At 50.8% G+C, this 18,924-nt stretch carries 23 protein-coding genes and 5 tRNA genes; 8 read left to right on the top strand and 20 right to left on the bottom strand.

Annotation, left to right across the window (positions count from 1 at the left end; all coding sequences use genetic code 11):
* Positions 1 to 83 precede the first annotated feature (83 nt).
* Positions 84 to 166, bottom strand: a tRNA-Leu gene (locus tag JRJ22_RS04990).
* Between the two features lie 82 nt (positions 167 to 248).
* The gene (locus JRJ22_RS04985) at positions 249 to 614 is read right to left on the bottom strand and encodes a helix-turn-helix domain-containing protein (RefSeq protein ID WP_206103501.1); all 366 of its coding nucleotides are present in this window, start codon (positions 612 to 614) and stop codon (positions 249 to 251) included.
* Positions 615 to 756: 142 nt separating this feature from the next.
* Here JRJ22_RS04985 and JRJ22_RS04980 point away from each other — a divergent pair, with 142 nt between their 5' ends.
* A complete protein-coding gene (locus JRJ22_RS04980; RefSeq protein WP_206103500.1) occupies positions 757 to 954 on the top strand; it encodes an XRE family transcriptional regulator in 198 nt (65 codons plus the stop codon).
* A gap of 35 nt (positions 955 to 989) precedes the next feature.
* Positions 990 to 1,619: a hypothetical protein gene (locus JRJ22_RS04975; RefSeq protein WP_206103499.1), complete on the top strand. Its 630-nt coding sequence runs from the start codon at positions 990 to 992 to the stop codon at positions 1,617 to 1,619.
* Positions 1,620 to 1,673: 54 nt separating this feature from the next.
* On the opposite strand, the gene JRJ22_RS04970 is transcribed toward JRJ22_RS04975, so the two are convergent.
* From JRJ22_RS04970 to JRJ22_RS04920, 11 genes are all read right to left on the bottom strand, one after another.
* Positions 1,674 to 1,756, bottom strand: a tRNA-Leu gene (locus JRJ22_RS04970).
* A gap of 3 nt (positions 1,757 to 1,759) precedes the next feature.
* Positions 1,760 to 1,834, bottom strand: a tRNA-Glu gene (locus JRJ22_RS04965).
* A gap of 173 nt (positions 1,835 to 2,007) precedes the next feature.
* Positions 2,008 to 3,138: an alanine dehydrogenase gene (gene ald / locus JRJ22_RS04960; RefSeq protein WP_206103498.1), complete on the bottom strand. Its 1,131-nt coding sequence runs from the start codon at positions 3,136 to 3,138 to the stop codon at positions 2,008 to 2,010.
* Positions 3,139 to 3,317: 179 nt separating this feature from the next.
* Entirely contained in the window at positions 3,318 to 4,517 is a 1,200-nt protein-coding gene (locus tag JRJ22_RS04955; protein WP_206103497.1) for an ABC transporter substrate-binding protein, read from the bottom strand.
* Positions 4,518 to 4,590: 73 nt separating this feature from the next.
* On the bottom strand, positions 4,591 to 5,292 hold the full coding sequence (locus JRJ22_RS04950) for an ABC transporter ATP-binding protein (RefSeq protein WP_206103496.1): 702 nt from the start codon (positions 5,290 to 5,292) through the stop codon (positions 4,591 to 4,593).
* A gap of 5 nt (positions 5,293 to 5,297) precedes the next feature.
* A complete protein-coding gene (locus JRJ22_RS04945; protein ID WP_206103495.1) occupies positions 5,298 to 6,080 on the bottom strand; it encodes an ABC transporter ATP-binding protein in 783 nt (260 codons plus the stop codon).
* On the bottom strand, positions 6,049 to 7,017 hold the full coding sequence (locus JRJ22_RS04940) for a branched-chain amino acid ABC transporter permease (RefSeq protein ID WP_206103494.1): 969 nt from the start codon (positions 7,015 to 7,017) through the stop codon (positions 6,049 to 6,051). The genes JRJ22_RS04945 and JRJ22_RS04940 overlap by 32 nt, the downstream gene beginning before the upstream one ends.
* A 12-nt stretch (positions 7,018 to 7,029) precedes the next feature.
* Positions 7,030 to 7,935 (bottom strand): branched-chain amino acid ABC transporter permease, encoded by a 906-nt coding sequence (locus JRJ22_RS04935; RefSeq protein WP_206103493.1) that lies wholly within the window; start codon positions 7,933 to 7,935, stop codon positions 7,030 to 7,032.
* 545 nt (positions 7,936 to 8,480) lie between these two features.
* Positions 8,481 to 8,569, bottom strand: a tRNA-Ser gene (locus JRJ22_RS04930).
* 7 nt (positions 8,570 to 8,576) lie between these two features.
* Positions 8,577 to 8,652 (bottom strand) — tRNA-Asn (locus JRJ22_RS04925).
* A gap of 134 nt (positions 8,653 to 8,786) precedes the next feature.
* The gene (locus JRJ22_RS04920; protein WP_206104981.1) at positions 8,787 to 9,554 is read right to left on the bottom strand and encodes an MBL fold metallo-hydrolase; all 768 of its coding nucleotides are present in this window, start codon (positions 9,552 to 9,554) and stop codon (positions 8,787 to 8,789) included.
* Positions 9,555 to 9,680: 126 nt separating this feature from the next.
* Here JRJ22_RS04920 and JRJ22_RS04915 point away from each other — a divergent pair, with 126 nt between their 5' ends.
* Both JRJ22_RS04915 and JRJ22_RS04910 read left to right on the top strand, forming a co-directional pair.
* Positions 9,681 to 10,109, top strand: a complete 429-nt coding sequence (locus JRJ22_RS04915; RefSeq protein WP_206104980.1) for an Lrp/AsnC family transcriptional regulator — start codon at positions 9,681 to 9,683, stop codon at positions 10,107 to 10,109.
* A gap of 118 nt (positions 10,110 to 10,227) precedes the next feature.
* Complete coding sequence (locus tag JRJ22_RS04910) at positions 10,228 to 10,866, top strand: pentapeptide repeat-containing protein (RefSeq protein ID WP_206103492.1); 639 nt, start codon at positions 10,228 to 10,230, stop codon at positions 10,864 to 10,866.
* On the opposite strand, the gene JRJ22_RS04905 is transcribed toward JRJ22_RS04910, so the two are convergent.
* Positions 10,859 to 11,344, bottom strand: a complete 486-nt coding sequence (locus tag JRJ22_RS04905; RefSeq protein ID WP_206104979.1) for a SprT family protein — start codon at positions 11,342 to 11,344, stop codon at positions 10,859 to 10,861. The two genes, JRJ22_RS04910 and JRJ22_RS04905, sit on opposite strands and share 8 nt — an antisense overlap.
* Before the next feature lie 127 nt (positions 11,345 to 11,471).
* Here JRJ22_RS04905 and JRJ22_RS04900 point away from each other — a divergent pair, with 127 nt between their 5' ends.
* Entirely contained in the window at positions 11,472 to 11,831 is a 360-nt protein-coding gene (locus JRJ22_RS04900; RefSeq protein WP_206103491.1) for a hydrolase/acyltransferase, read from the top strand.
* 109 nt (positions 11,832 to 11,940) lie between these two features.
* The gene (gene cmpA / locus JRJ22_RS04895) at positions 11,941 to 12,078 is read left to right on the top strand and encodes a cortex morphogenetic protein CmpA (protein WP_108721961.1); all 138 of its coding nucleotides are present in this window, start codon (positions 11,941 to 11,943) and stop codon (positions 12,076 to 12,078) included.
* Between the two features lie 89 nt (positions 12,079 to 12,167).
* On the opposite strand, the gene JRJ22_RS04890 is transcribed toward cmpA, so the two are convergent.
* A complete protein-coding gene (locus JRJ22_RS04890) occupies positions 12,168 to 12,338 on the bottom strand; it encodes a hypothetical protein (RefSeq protein WP_206103490.1) in 171 nt (56 codons plus the stop codon).
* Between the two features lie 138 nt (positions 12,339 to 12,476).
* A complete protein-coding gene (locus tag JRJ22_RS04885) occupies positions 12,477 to 12,968 on the bottom strand; it encodes a DinB family protein (protein ID WP_206103489.1) in 492 nt (163 codons plus the stop codon).
* A 159-nt stretch (positions 12,969 to 13,127) separates the two neighbouring features.
* Here JRJ22_RS04885 and JRJ22_RS04880 point away from each other — a divergent pair, with 159 nt between their 5' ends.
* On the top strand, positions 13,128 to 13,694 hold the full coding sequence (locus JRJ22_RS04880) for a CGNR zinc finger domain-containing protein (protein ID WP_206103488.1): 567 nt from the start codon (positions 13,128 to 13,130) through the stop codon (positions 13,692 to 13,694).
* Between the two features lie 86 nt (positions 13,695 to 13,780).
* Here the strand turns inward: JRJ22_RS04880 and JRJ22_RS04875 are convergent, their stop codons facing one another.
* From JRJ22_RS04875 to JRJ22_RS04860, 4 genes are all read right to left on the bottom strand, one after another.
* The gene (locus tag JRJ22_RS04875; protein WP_206103487.1) at positions 13,781 to 14,341 is read right to left on the bottom strand and encodes a histidine phosphatase family protein; all 561 of its coding nucleotides are present in this window, start codon (positions 14,339 to 14,341) and stop codon (positions 13,781 to 13,783) included.
* 77 nt (positions 14,342 to 14,418) lie between these two features.
* Positions 14,419 to 14,673, bottom strand: coding sequence for a hypothetical protein (locus tag JRJ22_RS04870; protein WP_206103486.1), 255 nt, complete (start codon positions 14,671 to 14,673; stop codon positions 14,419 to 14,421).
* Between the two features lie 160 nt (positions 14,674 to 14,833).
* Complete coding sequence (locus JRJ22_RS04865) at positions 14,834 to 15,463, bottom strand: hypothetical protein (protein WP_206103485.1); 630 nt, start codon at positions 15,461 to 15,463, stop codon at positions 14,834 to 14,836.
* Positions 15,464 to 15,581: 118 nt separating this feature from the next.
* A complete protein-coding gene (locus JRJ22_RS04860) occupies positions 15,582 to 17,561 on the bottom strand; it encodes a GTP-binding protein (protein ID WP_206103484.1) in 1,980 nt (659 codons plus the stop codon).
* A gap of 238 nt (positions 17,562 to 17,799) precedes the next feature.
* On the opposite strand from JRJ22_RS04860, the gene JRJ22_RS04855 reads away from it, so the two are divergent.
* Positions 17,800 to 18,768 carry an S-layer homology domain-containing protein gene (locus JRJ22_RS04855; protein ID WP_206103483.1) on the top strand — a complete coding sequence of 323 codons (969 nt, stop codon included), beginning with the start codon at positions 17,800 to 17,802 and terminating at the stop codon, positions 18,766 to 18,768.
* Positions 18,769 to 18,924 lie beyond the last annotated feature (156 nt).

Genomic DNA, 18,924 nt, shown 5'->3' with positions numbered 1-18,924 from the left:
GGGCCGGGAAAGCTTGGATGCAGAGTAACGAAAAAAACCTGAAATCCCTTAGCAATCAAGGAATTTCAGGTTTCATCATAGTATGCGGTAGAGAGGACTCGAACCTCCACGGGTATACACCCACTACCCCCTCAAGATAGCGTGTCTGCCATTCCACCACTACCGCGCGGTGTGTACAATGTTAAAGCTTTGTCGGAGGCCAACATTCAATATTATAAAACGGATTTCACAAAATGTAAAGATACCCTTCAGGAATTTCCGTCGGCCTGCTTCTGCCTGCGGTACCGGGTAAATTCAATATATTCCTTGATGAACTCCTGCTCGTTGGGCAGCAGCTCTTCAGTTTGGCAACTGTGTTGCCGCATTTGGGCAGACGAATACTCCCCGCCGCCTTCGCGCACCGTTTCAGCTGTAGTTTTGCCCAGAATCAGCCAATCCAGACTCACATGAAAAAAAGCGCCGATCTCGATCAGCTTATGGGTTCCCGGCGTGGACTTCCCCCTTTTCCAATCTCCCATATTGCCTGTGCTAATATTCAATTGCTCACAGAAGGACTTCTTCGTAAGCCCCTTTTGCTTAATTAGGAATTCTATCCGCTCGTATATAGATGACATCGGCCAACCGCCTTCCACTACATCATATTCACGTAATAACGTAATTTATATTGTAAAATGACGTAAAAAAGTATATAATTAGTTAATATTATTGTACGCTATTATACCATAGTGCTAGATGGTCGATAAGAGGTGAAGCCTGTTGAACAGCAAACGTCCCGTGACCCCCTATGGCTGGGCTATTAAACAGCGTCTGACAGAAATGCAGCTGGACCAGAAGAAATTCTGTGAATTATACGGAATTCCGCCTTATCGCTTGTCCAATCTAATCCATGGCACACGGAAGGCTGAGCGCTACCGCCGTCAGATTTCGCAGCTTCTGGGCCTGCCTCCATCTTAACTTCCCATCCTGCAAGAATTCAAGGAGCGATAACCTTGCCATTGAGCTTATCTTCTTCCCTTACCTCTTTACTTAACACTCTCCCACATAACCTCCTTGCTATCGACAGCTATGGATTCATCATATTTATCAGTGATCGCTGGAAGGAATTCCGCCATTCCTATGGATTCTCTCCAGCAAATGAACGGATTGGAGCTCATTACCTGGAGCTTTTTGAAGAGTGGATCGCGATCCCTGTCCAGCTCACAGCTCTGAACGAGTCCATACAGCATATCCTTCAGGGCGGGCGCCTGGTCACAAGCTCAGAATTCATCCTCCTCACCCCTGATAAGGCGGGCAGAGTATTCCGCCTGGACGCCTTTCCGCTTCTGACCGGGCAGTCTGCCGGGTTGCAGACACTCGCACTTTCCATACATGACAGCGGCCCTGGCGAGATCCGCCCGGCTGATCCTGTCCGCGTCTGCCATCCCTTGCGTCCCCGGCATCTCTCCAGCAGCCTTGTTCCGATCTGTGCCTCCTGCAAATCCGTCCGGAATAGCAAAGAGGAATGGGTATCGGTCGAACGTTATCTTCAGTTCCAGCTATCCCTGCAATTCACCCATGACATCTGCCCGGATTGTATCCGTCAGCTGTATCCCAAATACGCCGGAGCCCTAAAAAGGTAAAAAGAAAAAAGGAACGAAAATCCTTGAAATCAAGGTTTCCGTTCCTTTTATGTATGCGGTAGAGAGGACTCGAACCTCCACGGGTATACACCCACTACCCCCTCAAGATAGCGTGTCTGCCATTCCACCACTACCGCATATGGTGACTCGTATGGGATTCGAACCCATGTTACCTCCGTGAAAGGGAGGTGTCTTAACCCCTTGACCAACGAGCCATGCTTAGCAAGTTATGTTATTACCACAACAAAAATGAGTATATCAAACCCCGGGCAATTTGACAAGCTTTTTTTGAATAAAAAATTTACGGGAAGTAACGGCCCGATCAGACACCGCTCTCCCCGCTCAACATGCTACCTGACTATTAAAGAATACTGACTTTTTCTGTCTGCTATACGCCATACACAGCCAGAGATGCCACACCGTCTACTGCCTCATATCCAAGGCTTTGTGCAACCGCTGCATTCGTCACATGTCCGGCGACAACGTTAAGCCCGCGGGCAAGCGCCGGATTCTCCAGCACTGCTCTATGGATACCCGAATTAGCAATTTGCAGTGCATAAGGTATCGTCACATTGGTGAGTGCAAGCGTGGAGGTGCGGGCAACCGCTCCCGGCATATTAGCCACAGCATAATGTACCACCCCATGCTTCACATAGGTAGGATTCTCATGGGTGGTAATCCGGTCGATAGTCTCAATGGACCCGCCCTGGTCAATCGCTACATCCACAATAACCGAGCCTTCTCCCATCTGCTGCACCATATACTCTTTTACTAGCTTCGGTGCACGGGCACCGGGGATAAGGACGGCCCCAATCAGCAGATCTGCCTTACGTACCGCCTGTTCAAGATGATAGGAATCCGACATGATCGTAACCAGACGCCCGCCAAAAGTATCATCCAGATAACGGAGCCTGCCGGCATTCGAATCAAGCACAGTCACCCGCGCACCCAGCCCCAGCGCCATTTTCGCCGCATTCGTGCCTACGATGCCCCCGCCTACGATCACCACTTCGCCCGGCTGCACTCCTGGAACACCGCCCAGCAGAACTCCCTTGCCGCCATGCGGCTTCTCCAGCAGCTGAGCTCCAATCTGTACCGCCATCCGTCCGGCCACCTCGCTCATTGGAATCAGCAGAGGCAAGGAGCCGTCTTCCAGTTGAATGGTTTCGTAGCCTACTGCCGTCACCCCGCTATCAACCAGCGCCTGCGTTAGACCCGCTTCGGGAGCTAAATGCAAGTATGTGAACAAAATAAGCTCCTTGCGAAAATAGCTGTACTCTTCAGGCAATGGCTCCTTCACCTTAATGACCATGTCTGCCTGATTCCACACTTCTGCCGCTGAGGATTGAATACGTGCACCCTTATCCAGATACTCCTTATCAGTGAAGCCACTGCCAATACCGGCCGATTGCTCGACCAGCACCTCATGACCTGCTTTGCGGAGGGCTTCCACTCCCGCCGGGGTGATCGCTACACGGTTCTCGTTATTTTTGATCTCTTTGGGTACACCGATAATCATGCCTGTTCCTCCTCATAGTTTGATGGAGATGTACTTCATGTTCATCGAAAAAAAGGCTCACCACTGAGCCTTTCTCTTCACAGCCAAGGTGATTCAGGGAGCACTAGGCTCCCCACTTCTCACCTAAATTAATTGTAGTCCTTAATGTTCATTCCCCATATCCTATGCGGAAGAATCGCTTATGGATTAACTTTTGCTTCAAAAGTTTGTACGCCGTTGACGAATTTCAGCACGACCGCAGCTTTAACCGGGTCATGGGTTTCATTCAATGTGATTTTACCAGTAGCCAATTGCAGATCCTTCGTTGCAGCCAGAGCCTCTTTGATCTTGGCAGGGTCAGCTTCTCCCGCACGGGTGATCGCGTCAGCAACCAATTTAAGTGCATCGTATCCAAGAGCAGCCATACCATCCGGTACCGCGCCGCCATTCGCAGCTTTGTAAGCTTCGACGAACGAGGTTACTTCAGTAGCAGTATCTTCCGGCGAATAGTGATTGGACATATAAGTGTTCTCTAGCGCTGCTGCACCTGCGATTTCCGCCAATTGAGGGGAATCCCAGCCGTCGCCGCCAAGGAAAGGTACCGTAATCCCCATTTCACGGGCCTGCTTCACGATTTTACCTACCTCTTCATAATAGCCCGGCAGATAGATTACATCCGGATTAGCTTCTTTAATACGTGTCAGCACAGCTTTGAAGTCAGAGTCTTTTTGCTGGTAGGATTCCTGGCTCAGTACTTCCCCGCCATTCGCTTTGAATGTTTCTTCAAAGAATTTCTGCAGACCCTTCGAATAGTCACTTGATGTGTCTGTGTAGATTACAGCAGTTTTGGCGCTCAGGTTGTTGGTCGCAAAGTTAGCCATAACCTGGCCTTGGAAAGGGTCGATGAATGCTGCGCGGAATACCCATTCATTCACATCGCCGCTCCGTTCATCAACGGTTACTTTAGGGTTGGTGGCTCCAACAGCTACGAGAGGAATTTTTTTCTCAGTGGCTACGGGAACGATACCCAGTGTGTTGGTCGAGGTGGAAGCACCGATAATCGTAACTACTTTATCGTTGGTAATCAGCTTTTGTGCAGCCTGCGTAGCTTCCTCAGATTTCGAGGCATTGTCGGCTACGACCAATTCCAGCTGCTTGCCCAGAATACCGCCGGCTTCGTTAATCTGCTGTACAGCCAGCTTAGCCCCTTTAGATGCGGAGTCGCCGAAAGAAGCCTGGCCGCCTGTGAGTTCAAGGTCAGCACCGATTTTGATTGTGCCTCCGGCAGCATTTCCGCCGTTTGCAGAGTTACTGCTGTTCTCTGTGTTGTTGTTGCCGCAGCCTGATGCTAACACCGCAGTCAGTACGGTCGACAAAATAATGGCCCCAATTTTCTTCATAGTTTCTCCCAGCCTCCTGATAATATAATTTTTTTATATGTTGGATCTTTGATGCCGTATGAGGTAAGTCTGCCTAGTGGCCAAGATAAGCCATTTTGATTTCTTCTGAATCCGCCAGTTCCTTGGCGTCTCCCTCCAGAACCACTCTTCCGGTTTCCAGCACATAGGCGCGGTGGGCAATTTTGAGCGCTTGGTGTGCGTTCTGCTCAACCAGCAGCACAGTCGTTCCAGCCGCATTGACTTCCTGAATGATTTTGAAAATATCCTGAACCAGCAGCGGAGCAAGGCCCATAGAAGGTTCATCCAGCAAAAGAAGCTTAGGATGTCCCATGATGGCGCGGCCCATGGCCAGCATCTGCTGCTCCCCTCCGGACAAGGTTCCGGCTTGCTGTTTCTTGCGTTCGCGGAGTCTCGGAAACGTGTTATACACTCTCTCGAAATCGGCGGCAAGCGTTTTTCCATCCTGCAAATAAGCGCCAAGTTCAAGGTTCTCCTCAACGGACATATTGGCGAACACACGCCGGCCTTCAGGACAATGAATCAGCCCCTGCTTCACAATCGCCTGCACACTCTGGTTCGCAATCGATTTATCGAGGAATTCAATGCTCCCGCTCTTCGGCTTAAGCAGCCCGGAAAGTGTCTTAAGGAGTGTCGACTTACCAGCCCCGTTAGCGCCGATCAGTGTCACTATCTCCCCCTGGTTTACCTTGATACTGAGATCCTTCAGTGCGTGAATGGCTCCATAGTAAACATTGATTCCCTGTACTGTAAGCATCGCCTTTACGCCTCCTGTCCCAAATACGCTTCAATAACCTTCGGATTATTCCGGATCTCTACCGGAGTTCCGTCGGCAATAAGTATTCCGCGGTCCAAGACATAGATCCGGTTGCAGACACCCATTACAAGCGACATATCATGTTCAATCAGGAGAATGGTCAGATCGAATTCTTCGCGGATCCAGGCAATCAGATTCATCAGATCCCGCGTCTCATTCGGATTCATACCAGCCGCCGGCTCATCGAGCAGCAGCAGCTTAGGACCGGCTGCTAGCGCACGGGCAATTTCAAGGCGCCGCTGATTCCCGTAGCTAAGATTTCCGGCTGTTTCTTCACTTTGATCCGCGAGATTGAATATCTTCAGAATATCCATCGCTTTTCGGGTGATCTCCTGTTCTCCCTTGAAATGCTTCGGCAACCGGAGCATGGAGCTGAACAATGAATGTCTGGCATGCTGATGAAAAGCAATCTTTACATTTTCCAGCACCGTCATCGCCGTAAACAACCGGATGTTCTGGAAGGTACGCGCTGCTCCTTTATGATTGATCTTAAAGGGCTTCATTCCGCCAACCGACTCATTATTAAGCATGATCTTACCGGTCGAGGGCGGATACACCCCGGTTAACAGATTGAATAAGGTTGTCTTCCCGGCACCGTTCGGTCCGATCAGACCGATCAACTCCCCTTTGTTAATATGAAGGGAAACTTCGCTAAGCGCCTTGAGGCCTCCAAAGGAACGGCTGGCCCCCTGAACATCAAGGAGTACTGCTGTCGCTGATGCTGCCATTTGGCTTTGCCTCCTTTTTACCAAGCTTGCCGAAATTGATTTTGGTTTTGCCGAGCAGGCCGCTCGGACGGAAAATCATCATCATAATCAGAACGATCGAATAAATGATCATCCGCCATTCCGGGAATTCACGGAGATAGGTGTATAACAGGGTAACGAAGACTGCACCAACGATTGAGCCCGCCGTACTGCCTAGCCCACCCAGAACGACCATTACCAGAATTTCGAATGATTTCAGGAAGTTAAAGCTGCCCGGAGTGATGACATAGAAGGTATGAGCAGACAGGCCGCCAGCCATACCGGCAAACAACGCGCCGATGGTAAAGGCAATAACCTTATACATTGTCGTATTGATCCCCATTGCCTCTGCGGCAATTTCATTCTCACGGATAGCCAGACAAGCCCGGCCATGTGTAGAACGGATAAAGTTATTAATTAGAATGATAGTGAATAGAGCAAAGAAGAAAATAATGGTCCATGTCGACTTGGCCGGAATTCCGCTGAGCCCCGAAGCTCCGCCGACATATTCCGTATTTAACAGGATAATCCGGATAATCTCGCCGAATCCCAGCGTTGCAATAGCCAGATAGTCACCGTTCAGCCGAAGGGTCGGCATCCCGATCAGCACGCCGCATAGTGCAGCTACAACTCCGCCCGCCACAATGGCCAGAATGAACGGCACGTCATAGTCAAGCGTCAGAATAGCCGAGGTATAGGCACCTACAGACATAAACCCGGCGTGCCCAATGGAGAACTGTCCCGTAATCCCGTTAATCAGGTTGAGCGAGACGGCCAGCATCACATTGACACCGATCAGGAGCAACATAGATCTGGTTACATCATTAAAAATTCCCGTTGTTAGAAGAACTTGAACGATTCCATAGAACGCTAAGGCAAGAATAATGCCCATCCAGAATTTTGTATTCATTTTTTTCATGCTGTTCTCCACCTACACTTTCTCCCGGACATTCTTGCCAAACAGCCCGGATGGTTTAAAGATCAGGATCAGAATCAGCACGGCAAAAGCCACACCATCACGCCAGGAGGAATAACCCAGCGATGAAATTTCAGTCTCAACCGTTCCCAGCAGCAGTCCGCCTACAAGAGCCCCCGGAATGCTACCGATCCCTCCAAGCACTGCGGCCACGAAGGCTTTGAGTCCCGGCATAACACCCATGAGCGGATCCACGGAGTTGTAAGTCATACCGAAGATTACGCCGGCAGCTGCAGCGAGTGCCGAACCGATCGCGAAGGTTGCCGATATTGTGCGGTCTACGTTAATCCCCATCAATCGCGCCGCCTCCATATCGAACGAAACCGCCCGCATAGCTTTGCCGGTCTTAGTATAACGTACGATATATTGCAGAATAAGCATTAAGACGATCGTTGTAATCAGAATCATGACCTGATTCGAATCAACCTGGATCGAACTTCCGAATAACTCATATTGTTTCTTAACCATGATATCTGGAAAACCCTGTGCCTGCGGTCCAAGAATAAGGACTCCGACATATTCCAGTAAGAATGATACGCCAATTGCAGTAATCAGCGCCGCGATCCTCGTAGATTTACGAATCGGCTTATAGGCCAGACGTTCAATCGTAATCCCCAGCAGAGCACTCATGGTCATCGAGATAATCAGCGATAAGAGCAGCACTACTACCGGAGGAAAACCGGCATTCGCCAGATATTTGGCGCTGTATAGCCCGATAAATGATCCGACCATAAATACATCGCCGTGTGCAAAATTGATCAGCTTGATAATCCCGTAAACCATTGTGTAGCCAAGGGCGATCAGAGCATAAATGCTGCCCACGGAAATCCCGTTAATGAGTTGCTGAATGAAGTACTCCATCGCCATCCCCTTTTCTCATAATAGTTAAAATTCCCCTTTCTCTGCCTTACATTCTGTTTTTCCCTCTAAGATGTTATTTATATTAACACAGGGTTATTTGCCCGTCACTAAAAAAGTGTGTTTTTAATATAAAATTCGAAAATTGGTGTAAGATAATATAACAATGATTGTAAAATATAAGTGAGGTGTTTTAATAAAATCACAAAATAAGGAGGAATACGGAGTAAACCAGAGGATTTCGGAGATCATTCTTTTTGAGATTTCTTTCCTTTTCTAATACAATACTTTATTTTTGCGCAAATAATATAACATTTGTCTCTTTACAGCTTCAATCCTTCAATTTATTAAAGGGTCACCGAGATGCATTGGTAGAATAAAATAGTATCCTGTAGTATACTATAGTTTTTGCGTTAGAGTAGCTGACAAAAGACTTATACCCCCAACAAAAAAATCTCCCTGAGGGGGAGATTTAGAAATTACATAGGTAGATAATAAAAAAAAGCTCCCGCGATCAGGAGCTCTTCATACAGTAAGTAAATTTCGAACGGAGAGAGAGGGATTCGAACCCTCGCACCGCTTACGCAGTCTAACCCCTTAGCAGAGGGTCCCCTTATAGCCACTTGGGTATCTCTCCAAGTAAATGGCTCCCCGAACAGGACTCGAACCTGTGACAACTCGATTAACAGTCGAGTGCTCTACCAACTGAGCTATCAGGGAACATTAACATGAACAAGAAATAATTTATCATGATTTTGTGGTCCCGTCAAGCGGATGGGTGGATTTTTAGAAACGGTTACATCTGGAAGCGAATCCTCCGGCTGTTCTCCATACTTCTACTACTATATATGAAGCTATACTGTCAATAATTCAACCCATTCTCCGTCCTGCGGAAGAGCTACGCGCTCCAGCAAATTCTCTTGCTCCAGACAGGCTTTGAGCATTTCACGGGTAACCATGCAGTGGTTGATTGCATCCATATGCACGGCGATCACGGATACGGCTGGTGCATAGCGGCATACATTCACTACATCCTGATCATCCATCGTGATATGACCGCCTGTTACAAACCGCGCGCCGCCGGCGTTTACGATAATTATGTCAGGACTATGCCCGTCCAGTGCCTCCTTGACCTCCTCACACCAGATCGTGTCTCCGGCCAAATACAGCACAGGTTCGCCTTCAGCCCGGAAAATAAAGCCGGACACCTTGCCCATCAGCTCTCCGATGGATCCGGTGCCATGCTGTCCGCCAATACGTGTTAAGGTTACCCCTTGAAAGGTAAGCGGCTGCTGATCAGGCACTACTGTGATATTGATAAATCCTTGTTCAGCAATCTGTTCCTGATTCCCCTCCTGGCAGAGTAAAGGCAGATCATGCGGTAAAAGCGAAACTGCTGCCGCATCCCAGTGATCCTGGTGCAGGTGGGTCACGAGCAGGGCATCCGGAGCCAGCCATTGCTGTACCGGACCAGGCAGGGGCACCAGCGGATTTCTGCGGTCATTCTCTGTATTTACGATCGGCGGATTAACCCCCTTTTCACTGAGCATCGGATCGATCAGAAACGTAATTCCGCCGTATTCGAGCCATAGGGCCGCATTGCGGATTAGTTGAATTTTCATCATAAGCACCTCTTCCTTCAGGCTGTCTTCTGCTACAATTCATTATAGAATGTCTAACCTGCATTATAAATTGCGGTGCGAAAGAGATCGGCCTCTTCTACTTTCATCCGGAAAGGATTAATGACAATGACTTCCTACCTGATCGACGATACGGATTACTGTATTCTGCAATATCTTATTGAAGACTCGACGCTCAGCCATAAGGAAATTGGCAAAAAGGTACATATGACCGGGCAGGCTGTAGGCGCACGAATCCGCAGAATGCGCGAGCTGGAGATCATCGAAGGCTACACCGTCCGCTGGAATCCAAGCAAAATCGGACAGAGCCTACTTGCCTTTATCACGGTTTTTTTAAGCTCGAATGCCGCCCATCCCCCTTTCCAGCAGTTTGCGAAGAACCATGACAGTGTGGCTGAGCTGCACCGGGTCAGCGGGGAAGGTTGCTACTGGATGCGCGTCCGCCTTACGGATCAGGTGGCGCTGAATGCTTTTTTGGATGAGCTGCTGGAGTTTGGAAATTACCGGGTTAATCTGGGGATGGGGCAGCTAAAGTAAGGTTGAAGGGACAAGTGTAGCATTTGTTTGCAACCAGAGAAGAGTTTACTGCATAATAATTACCAGACAAAGGTAATCTTCATTAATAAAAGTTCGTTACCTACAATTGGAGGTTCATATGAAGGACAAAATCGATCTTCCCAAAATCTCTGACCCCGCTCTTTTGCCGCTGCAGCAGATAGATCTGCTAGAGACCAAAGAGGAATACAGCAATTGCCTCATCAGCGATGTACAGCTCGAATATCAGGAAGCGGACAAGGTCTCCTTCGATAAAGTATTCTTCAAAAATGTAATCATCAGCGACTCCTCACTCCGCGGTATCGAGCTGACGGATGTGATCTTTGAGAACTGCGACCTCTCGAACGTAAATTTCAGCGAAGCCTTCGTCCACCGGACAGAATTCAGACAATGCAAAATGATCGGAACAGACTTTACCAGGGCACGGTTCCAGAACGTCCGGGTGACCGGGTCGATCTGCGATTTTGCCAGCTTCCGGTTCGGGAATCTGAAGCTGATCTCCTTCGAGCAAAGTTCACTGGTTAGCAGCGATTACTATCAGAGCATCTTCCAAAAGGTATCGTTCGAGGAATGCAAGATTGATCAGGCTGTCATGGCCGGCGTCAGGCTGAAGGATACGGACCTAAGCAGCTGTGAATTCACCGGACTGCTGGTGGACATAGAGGATCTGCCGGGCTGCATCATTTCGGCGGATCAGGCGGCTTCCTTCGCCGGACTGCTCGGTCTCGTGATCAAGTAACCGGACCTTTGCCTTCTTCCAGGGCGACCAGCTTCAGCTTGCCTGCACAGTTACCGCAGCGGTAACGTTTCGGATCAGCCCGGCGCTTGCGCGGATATTCGGTAGAACAGGCGGTGCATACCAGCTTATAGCGGTAAGGCTGGGGCTTACGCGCCTTGGCTCCGGGCAGACTCTGGCAATAGCGGCTTCCGCCGACCTGGGCCAGCAGGCTTTTGAAATCGGCATCCCGGTGCATGTATCCCCGCTTCGCCAGATGCAGATGATAGTGACAGAGTTCATGCTTAATTATCTTCTCTGTCTCTTCATGTCCATACATGGCAAGCTGCTGCGGATTAATCTCTATATTATGGCTTTTGGTAAAGTACCGTCCGCCCGTCGTCGTAAGTCTGCTGTTAAAGCTGGCCTTGTGCCGGAACGGCACGCCAAAGCTGCTGAGCGATACCCGTTCAATCCACTGCTGCAGCTCTTCATTGCTCATGCTCATACTGGTCATAGCGTTCTCCCACAAGTCCTCTCCTACTTAAAATAACATCTCTACTTGAATTGTAACTTGCCCATAGGCTAAACTGTCAAGAAGGAAGACAAGTACGGAGGGAGACTGAGTTATGCCGAAAATGCGGTATGTAATTTTGCAGCAGCACCAGGAACTGCAGTTTGTTGAAATGCCTGAGGAATATGCTTACCAATTGAGCGCGCTTAATCTTCGCCTCAATAAAGAGATCGACAAGCTGACCGCGGAGAATGTGCCGGACCTGCCGTTGGCGGTTGCCGAATGCGATTCCCTGGAGCTTCTGCGTGAAGGGTACAGGCTGGAATCAGGACTGGAATATATTAACCGGCTGGAGAGCGCCTTTGCCTCCATTCAAGAGAATAATTATCCGCTTATCTCGCTGCTGACGGAGATCCGCGCGCTGCAGGCGCAGCTGGAGCAGTGGTACGAAGAGGAAGAAGAAGGCGTGCATTAAGCCTTTTTTACAGCAGAATCTGCCGGTTCGCTAACCTCCGCCGCACCTTTGGGCACCTTTCCCCATATGCTATCTGTACATAGGAAGCATGCTTAGAGGAGGGGTACACTTGCCGCAGTGGCTCTGCCATCAGCTCATGAAGGCTTATTTCAAAAAAGACCGGCGCCAGATCAAAATGCTGAACGAATGCTGGTTCTTTTACCGCAATTCCGGTGAATCCCGTGACTACGTTCACAGGGAAGTATAAGAATCCGACGGCTAAGAATGTAAAGCAAAAGCCGCGTCTACCGCAGAGATAGGCGCGGCTTTTTGATTGGCCGGAGAGTCATCCGGCAATTAGAACATCGGGAAGACGTATCTCACAAGGAAGAACAGAATTCCGAAAATGATAATAATATACGCGGCGTATTTGATAAAGGTGGATGCGACAACGCTGGAATCCGAGTGCTTGCTTACCTCCGTGCGTTCCACTTCAACACTTCTGTCCTTGTAATTCGGTTCCATCATCAATCTCTCCCTTCAAATTCAAGCTGTTATAGCATCCATTAACCCCGGATTTTTCTGCTTGAAACAAATAGCCGCACCTCTGCTGCCCGGATTGATCCAGGCAGTAAAAGATGCGGCATGATGTGCAGCAGTGGTTATTTAGCTAAAGCTGCGGTGCGAAGGCCAGGAGCCTTGCAGCTTACGGACCAGCACAATCTGTCCGGTATGGTAGCAATCATGCAGGATCAGGCTCATCACTTCTTCTCCTGGAGCATGCCCTGAACCGCCCCAGTCATAAGCGCCTTCTTCCAGCGCCTCAATAATCTCCCGCAAGGAGGCGTGGACGGATTTCAGCTTGGCAACCGCCTGTCCCCATGCCTCTTCCCCGCTTTCGGTCACCGTAAACGTAGCATCATTACTCTCTAAATCCGGAAGCTTCGGCAGCCCTTTAAGCTTGATCAGCAGCCGTTCCTTGTAGTAGGTCAGATGCTTGACAGTCTCCCAGATCGAGTTGCCTGCTTCGCCCGGCTTCCAGCTGGCCTGTTCCGCATTCACACCCTCCAGCGCAGCGCTCAGCGGCGGTGCCCAATCCTCGATATCCATGGCATAATCCCAGTTCTGCAGCAAAACATCACTGATCTTATTCTGCATGTCGTACCTCCTGCAAGTTTTTTGTAACCACTTAAATACGGTCATAATCGTTACATTAGAAATGTAGCATATATCTGCTGAGGATTCAAGTAACTAGTAAAGATAGGTTTTAGCTGTTACAATCAGGGGAAAGAATGAGTACGAAAGGAGGAGTGTACCGTGCTGTGGGAGGATTATATTAACAGCTACTGGCGGGATTGGCGGACAGGCGACCGGAGCCATGACAAGGACCGGCTTGAGGATCAGCAGTGGCTGGCAGAGTGGCTGGCGCAGCATGATTTGCCGGCGGCAGCGCCACCTGTGGCAGTCGAACTGCAAAAGCTCAAGGAACTGCGCAGCTTGCTGTGGGCGGAAGTCCAAAAGCTGGTGCAGGGTGCTCAGCCAGATCAGACGCTGCTGGACCAGCTGAACAGATATATGGCTGAAGGCCCGTCCATCCGGCAAATCGTGCAGAAGCCTGACAAGCCGCCGGAGCTCTCTCTCCTGCCGCAGCGTAGCGATTGGGGCCAGATCATGGCCGAGATCGCAGCTTCTTTTGCCGGAGTATTGCTGGAGAAAGAGACTTCCCGTATCCGCATATGCGATAATCCCGACTGTCTCTGGGTGTACTATGACGATACCCGCAACCGCTCAAAGCGCTATTGCGATGATAAGCTCTGCGGGAATCTGATGAAAGTACGGCGGTTCCGGGCGCGGAAAAAGGCGGTGGATGACGTAACGGAGTGAAGTAAAGCTGCTTATTTAGGGTCGAACCTAAACAAACCCCTGAATTTTCATTCAAGGGTGTTTAAATCTTATTATTATCAGGGCCGTTATTCCCATGCTCTGACCACACTCAACAGCCGCTTACCCTCAAACTCCGCCTTATAAATATCCGGCATAGAGGTAGACTTCCAAAAATCGTAATTAAACTGCTGGGGATCAAAATGGTTCAGCATCAGCGTCATGATATCGCCGTGGGTTCCGAGCGCCAGGGTCATGCCTCCATACTCCTCCAACAGCCGTTCCAGCGCCTGCACCCCTCTGGTCTGAGCCGCAGCGCTGGATTCGCCATCCGCATACGCCAGGTGGAAGTCCTGATACACCCTTTGCTTAGCCGCCGGAAAGCTCAGTCCGCCGATATCCCCGATTGTTCTTTCCCTCAGGTCTTCTACAATAATAATATCCTTGCGCATAGCATCCGCCAGCGGCTTAATCGTCTGCACCGCCCGCTCATAGGGACTGGAGACAAACCCATTAACCGATTCATTTTGCAAAATGGTCTGGACCCGGAGTGCATCACCCATTCCTCGTTCAGATAACCCTCTTGACCGCTCCTGCCCTTCAGCATAAAGCGATTCCGCGTGGCGGATAAAATATATAATCGTGCGCACTCTGCTGCCTCCGTCCCCGTGTGCAACCGTTTCAAATAAACTGGCCGTATTTCTGCACCTTTCTTGTCTTACTCCTTCTATTTCTCCATCGCCATCCCCTGCTCCAGCTCCGCTTCAATCTCCTCATTGCTCACCGCAGACTCGACGGTGTCCGTTATACCCAGCTTCTGCTTGATCTGCTGCAGATCATTCTGAACATCCCGGATTCTGGAGTGGATACTGAATAGGAAACCAAAACCTACAGCGAGCAGCGTCAGCAGCCCGTAAGGGCCGATAAACGCGGACAAAATAACAGCGGTTACAATTGAAATGAGCGTTCCCCAGATGACCATTTACAAAACTCCTTATCATCAAATAATGTAGTCTATTCAGTCATCACATTGTTTATTTACTGGATAATAAACATTTAGAACTTATTGTAACCACACTAATCTCATCCCGCCGGAGAAATCTGTCCTTCACCCGGACAGAGGCGCGCCGGAAGTACTCTTTTTAAGGAATATCATGGTGGAGATAGATTTCTCGGATAACCCCCTCTTTCATTTCATAACGGGCGTAGTCATAGGTTTCCTGTGATCCAATCTCATACGTGCTATTTTCCGGATCAGCATCATTACCGTTGTTAGCCTGGATATCCGGATATACAGTCTTCAAGTCCTTAAGCCGCATCCCGACACGCAATCCCTTGGAAGTAACATAGGCGGGGTCTGTAATCCGCATATTCATGATCCAAAAGGACTTGCCATCCTGCTTCGGTGAGAAGAGCTGCACTTCCAGTCCCGGAAACGTTACCTCCTGCAAAAATGAACCCGTTAGTGTATCAGCATTCTGTAGCGTATATGTCTTTTTGGTCAGAGGGGTGCCCAGGAGGGCTGGCAAATCCACCTCGTCATGGCTGTCATGCAGAGACAGCAGGGTACCCTTTAGCGAGATCGCATAATCAGACTTCGGATCCGGCTGGGTGGCCGGAGCTGGTTCTGTTGCTTCAGCGGGGGTGGTTTCCGGATAAGGAACCGTCTCCGGCAATTGTTCGGTCAGATTCTCCTGTTGTGTTGCAGTGCAGCCGGATAGTATTGCAAAACTTAAAGACAGATTGAAAGCCAGCGTAAGCAGTCGCCGCAAAGACAACGCCTCCTATTCTGTTAGCGGATTTTCACGTAGACAGGCGGGGGTAAGGGGTGGCTGTGCTGCCACATTTCAACTTTACCATCGCCCTATTCACTATTCTATCTGGGGGAGGCTAACCCTGCAGCGCCTTCCGCACACTCAGGATGTACTTCGCCTGATCGAGCGGGTTCACCCCCCGGCGGGTGCGCTCGGCATGGACATCCGGCGGGCATGGCTCATAGGCGGCAAAAGCGGAAGTGAAGGTGCTCCGCCCCTTCGTATAGGAGCTGAGCTTCACCGGATAATCCAGTGACGTCGCCAGCGGCAGCCGGCCCTCAATGATCATCCGTTCCCCCTGCAGAACGGGTGGCTCAAAGCTGCCGCGCATCTGCACGAGGTCGTTCATCACGCGGCCGGCGTTCTCCTCCGGCACAACGATGCGTACGGCAAGGATGGGCTCCAGCAGCCGGGTGCCGATCCGGTTCAGCCCGTCCATGATGCCCATCGGCGTGGCTACGGCAAAATCCAGCGGGTGAGTATGCCACACATGGTGGTTCCCCTCCACCAGGGTCACCTTCAGGTCGGTGACTTCCCAGCCGTAGAGCCCCTGCTGCAGCGCTTCCGGTACGCGGCGTGCGGTCTCGTTCTGGTACTGCGGCAGCAGGTCGGAGCTGCGCACAACCGATTCATATACCAGTCCGCTACCCGGCGGACCCGGCTCAATATGGAAGCGCAGAATTGCCCAGCACGGCTTCGGCATCAGGTAGGCGATGTACCCTTCGCCGGTGCCGTTTGGCGTTTCTTTATAGATCACTGACGGCGGGCCGAAGGTAACCTTCAGGCCATAACGGCTCTCCAGCACACTGTCCAGCACCTCCAGCTGGATCGGCCCCATCACCTTGATATGCAGCTCGCGTTCCTCTGGCAGCCACTCTGCACCCAGCTGAGGATCTTCATCCGCCAGCTCCTGCAGCGCACCGATCACCTTGTGGTCGTCGGTGCCCGCTTCCCAGAATACACGCACGGTCAGCAGCGGCACAGCCAGCTTCGCCTCCTGCGGAATAGCATCCGGGCTGCCCAGCACGTCACCGATCCGCACGCCGGACAGGCCGTAGACCACCGCAATGTCGCCAGCTGTAAGTGCCCCGATATCCTCCGTGCGGCCGCCCTCCACTTTGCGGATCTGCGTGACTTTGGCCTGAACCTCCTGGGAGTAGTTCGTTACCGTATCACGGTTGCGGATCGTGCCTTGGTAGAGGCGGACGAAGGCCATACGGCCCATGCTTTTGTCCCGCTGAATATTGTATACGAGGCCGGACAACGGCTGTGAAGCATCGCCGCCTGCCCGGGGGAAGTAGTCGATCATGGCGTTCAGCAGCTCCGTTATACCCAGACCTTTGGCGGCCACACCGTACACGAGCGGGAACAAGCGCCCTGCGGCGGAAGCTGCTTGCATCTCTCTTTTCCAATTAGACAGATCCGGCTCCCCGCCTGCCATGTAGAGTTCCAGCAGCGCCTCATCCCGTTCCGCCAGCGCCTCCAGCAGTTCAGTCTGTGCAGCGGTGTCCGCATGTGCGTTCCATAGATCCGCCGCACCTGAGTATTCCTGCTCCTTCCCGAGCGGCTGCTGCACCGGAATAATGTCCCCGGACAGATAGGTGCGCGCCTGTGCCAGCACAGCCTCCGGATCAGCGCCGGTCCGGTCCATTTTATTCACAAAAATCAGCGTAGGAATCCCAAGCTTGCGCAGCGCATTCCAGATCATCTCGCTCTGCGCCTGCACCCCTTCAACCGCCGACAGAATCAGGACCGCGCAGTCCATTACCCGCAGACTCCGCTCCACCTCAGACAAAAAATCGACATGCCCCGGCGTATCCACCAGGTTCACCTCCACTCCTTGCCAGGTAAAGGAGGCCAGTGCCGCCCGCACCGAGATTCCCCGCTGCCGCTCCACCTCCATCGAATCCGTCACCGCTGTTCCGCTATCCACACTGCCCAAGGCGCGGATGCGTCCGCTTTCATATAAAATATGCTCCGTCGTAGTCGTTTTCCCGGCATCGACATGGGCAAAAATCCCGATATTCATCCGTTCTGTCCGTTGCTGCTGATTCATCTATGTTCTCCTGTCATGAGCTTTAATAAGTATATAATAGCGCTGCCATTTTCTAAGTGTACTGCGAAACCCCGCTTTTGTTCAATGAATGGACAGGTTCCGAAATTGGCGATAATACGCACAGGAGCGAAGAACTGGAGGATGTGCGCGGCTGACCGTTAAAATTTACAATTAATTTATACCGGCCTGCAACCTTTTGCGGCTTTGGACCATCTATGAGAATAAGAGGTGAGGCACAATGAAGAAATTATCCTTCCAGACGAACGCTAAAAAACTAACGATAGCGTGCGGGATCCTGGCAGCAAGTGTATCTTTGGGAACATCGGCTTTTGCCTTTTCCGATATGAAGGGCAATGCCGCCGAAGCAAAAATCAATGCATTGCACAGTGAAGGGATTGTTAACGGGGTGACAAGTGATATGTTTGCACCGAAGGCAAAAGTAACTTTCGCCCAAGGTATCCAGTTTATCGTCAGCGGCCTGAAGCTGACCCCGACTAGCGGCTCGGCCAAAGCAAGCGACTACTTCGACAAAGTGAAGGATAAGTCCTGGTATGCAGCCGCCTTCATAACGGCCAAGCAGAACGGCTTATCCCTGGACCGTACGGTTGACCCTAACAGCACAATTACCCGTGCCCAGTTCGCACACCTGCTGACCCAGGCGCTTCAGAGCAAAGGCAATTTCCCGGTAACGATGATGTATGCCAACATTTCGGATGGCGACAAGCTGACTACAGAGCAGATGAGCAGCCTGCAGATTCTGGTCAACACGCATATTGTCACTTTAGGCAAAGGCAATACCTTCCGTCCGACCGATCCGGTCACCCGCAGTGAAGCGGCGGTATGGATTTATGATGCAGCGAAATTCGCCAAAGAAGTAATTACTCCGGATGACAGCACACCCGCTCCGGCCTATGAATACGAAGCAGATGTGAAGCTTGAAAAAGCTGGCGAAGGCGTTAATAAAGCTACCGTAACTGTCAGCAATCTGCCGAATCCGGGCTACGGCCTGTCCATCGAGCGGATCGAGTTCGGCAAAAATAAGACAGCTGTGATCTACTTCAAAGTTACTAAGCCTGAACCTGGCAAAATGTATCCGCAGGTGATCTCCAGCGCATCGGCTTTAGCCTACCTGCCGGAAGGATACACTGCAGTTGCTAAATCGTTGACCGAAGCCACCCGTTCGTCGACGTCCAACAGCTCGAAATAAAGCTGGAATATATACAGGCCGCATCTGACTCAATAAGGGCAGATGCGGCCTGTTTTGTGTGGCGTTATTGTATGGTGAACAAGATATGGTCAGGCGGCATCCGGTCTATTTTGGTCATCTTGTCACCATGATTACGCCGGTAACAATGAGCTTTAA

Origin of the sequence: Paenibacillus tianjinensis (assembly GCF_017086365.1) — a bacterium.
Taxonomy (GTDB): domain Bacteria; phylum Bacillota; class Bacilli; order Paenibacillales; family Paenibacillaceae; genus Paenibacillus_AQ; species Paenibacillus_AQ tianjinensis.
Note: the sequence above shows the minus strand (reverse complement) of the source record. Positions and strands in the feature narration are given on the sequence as shown.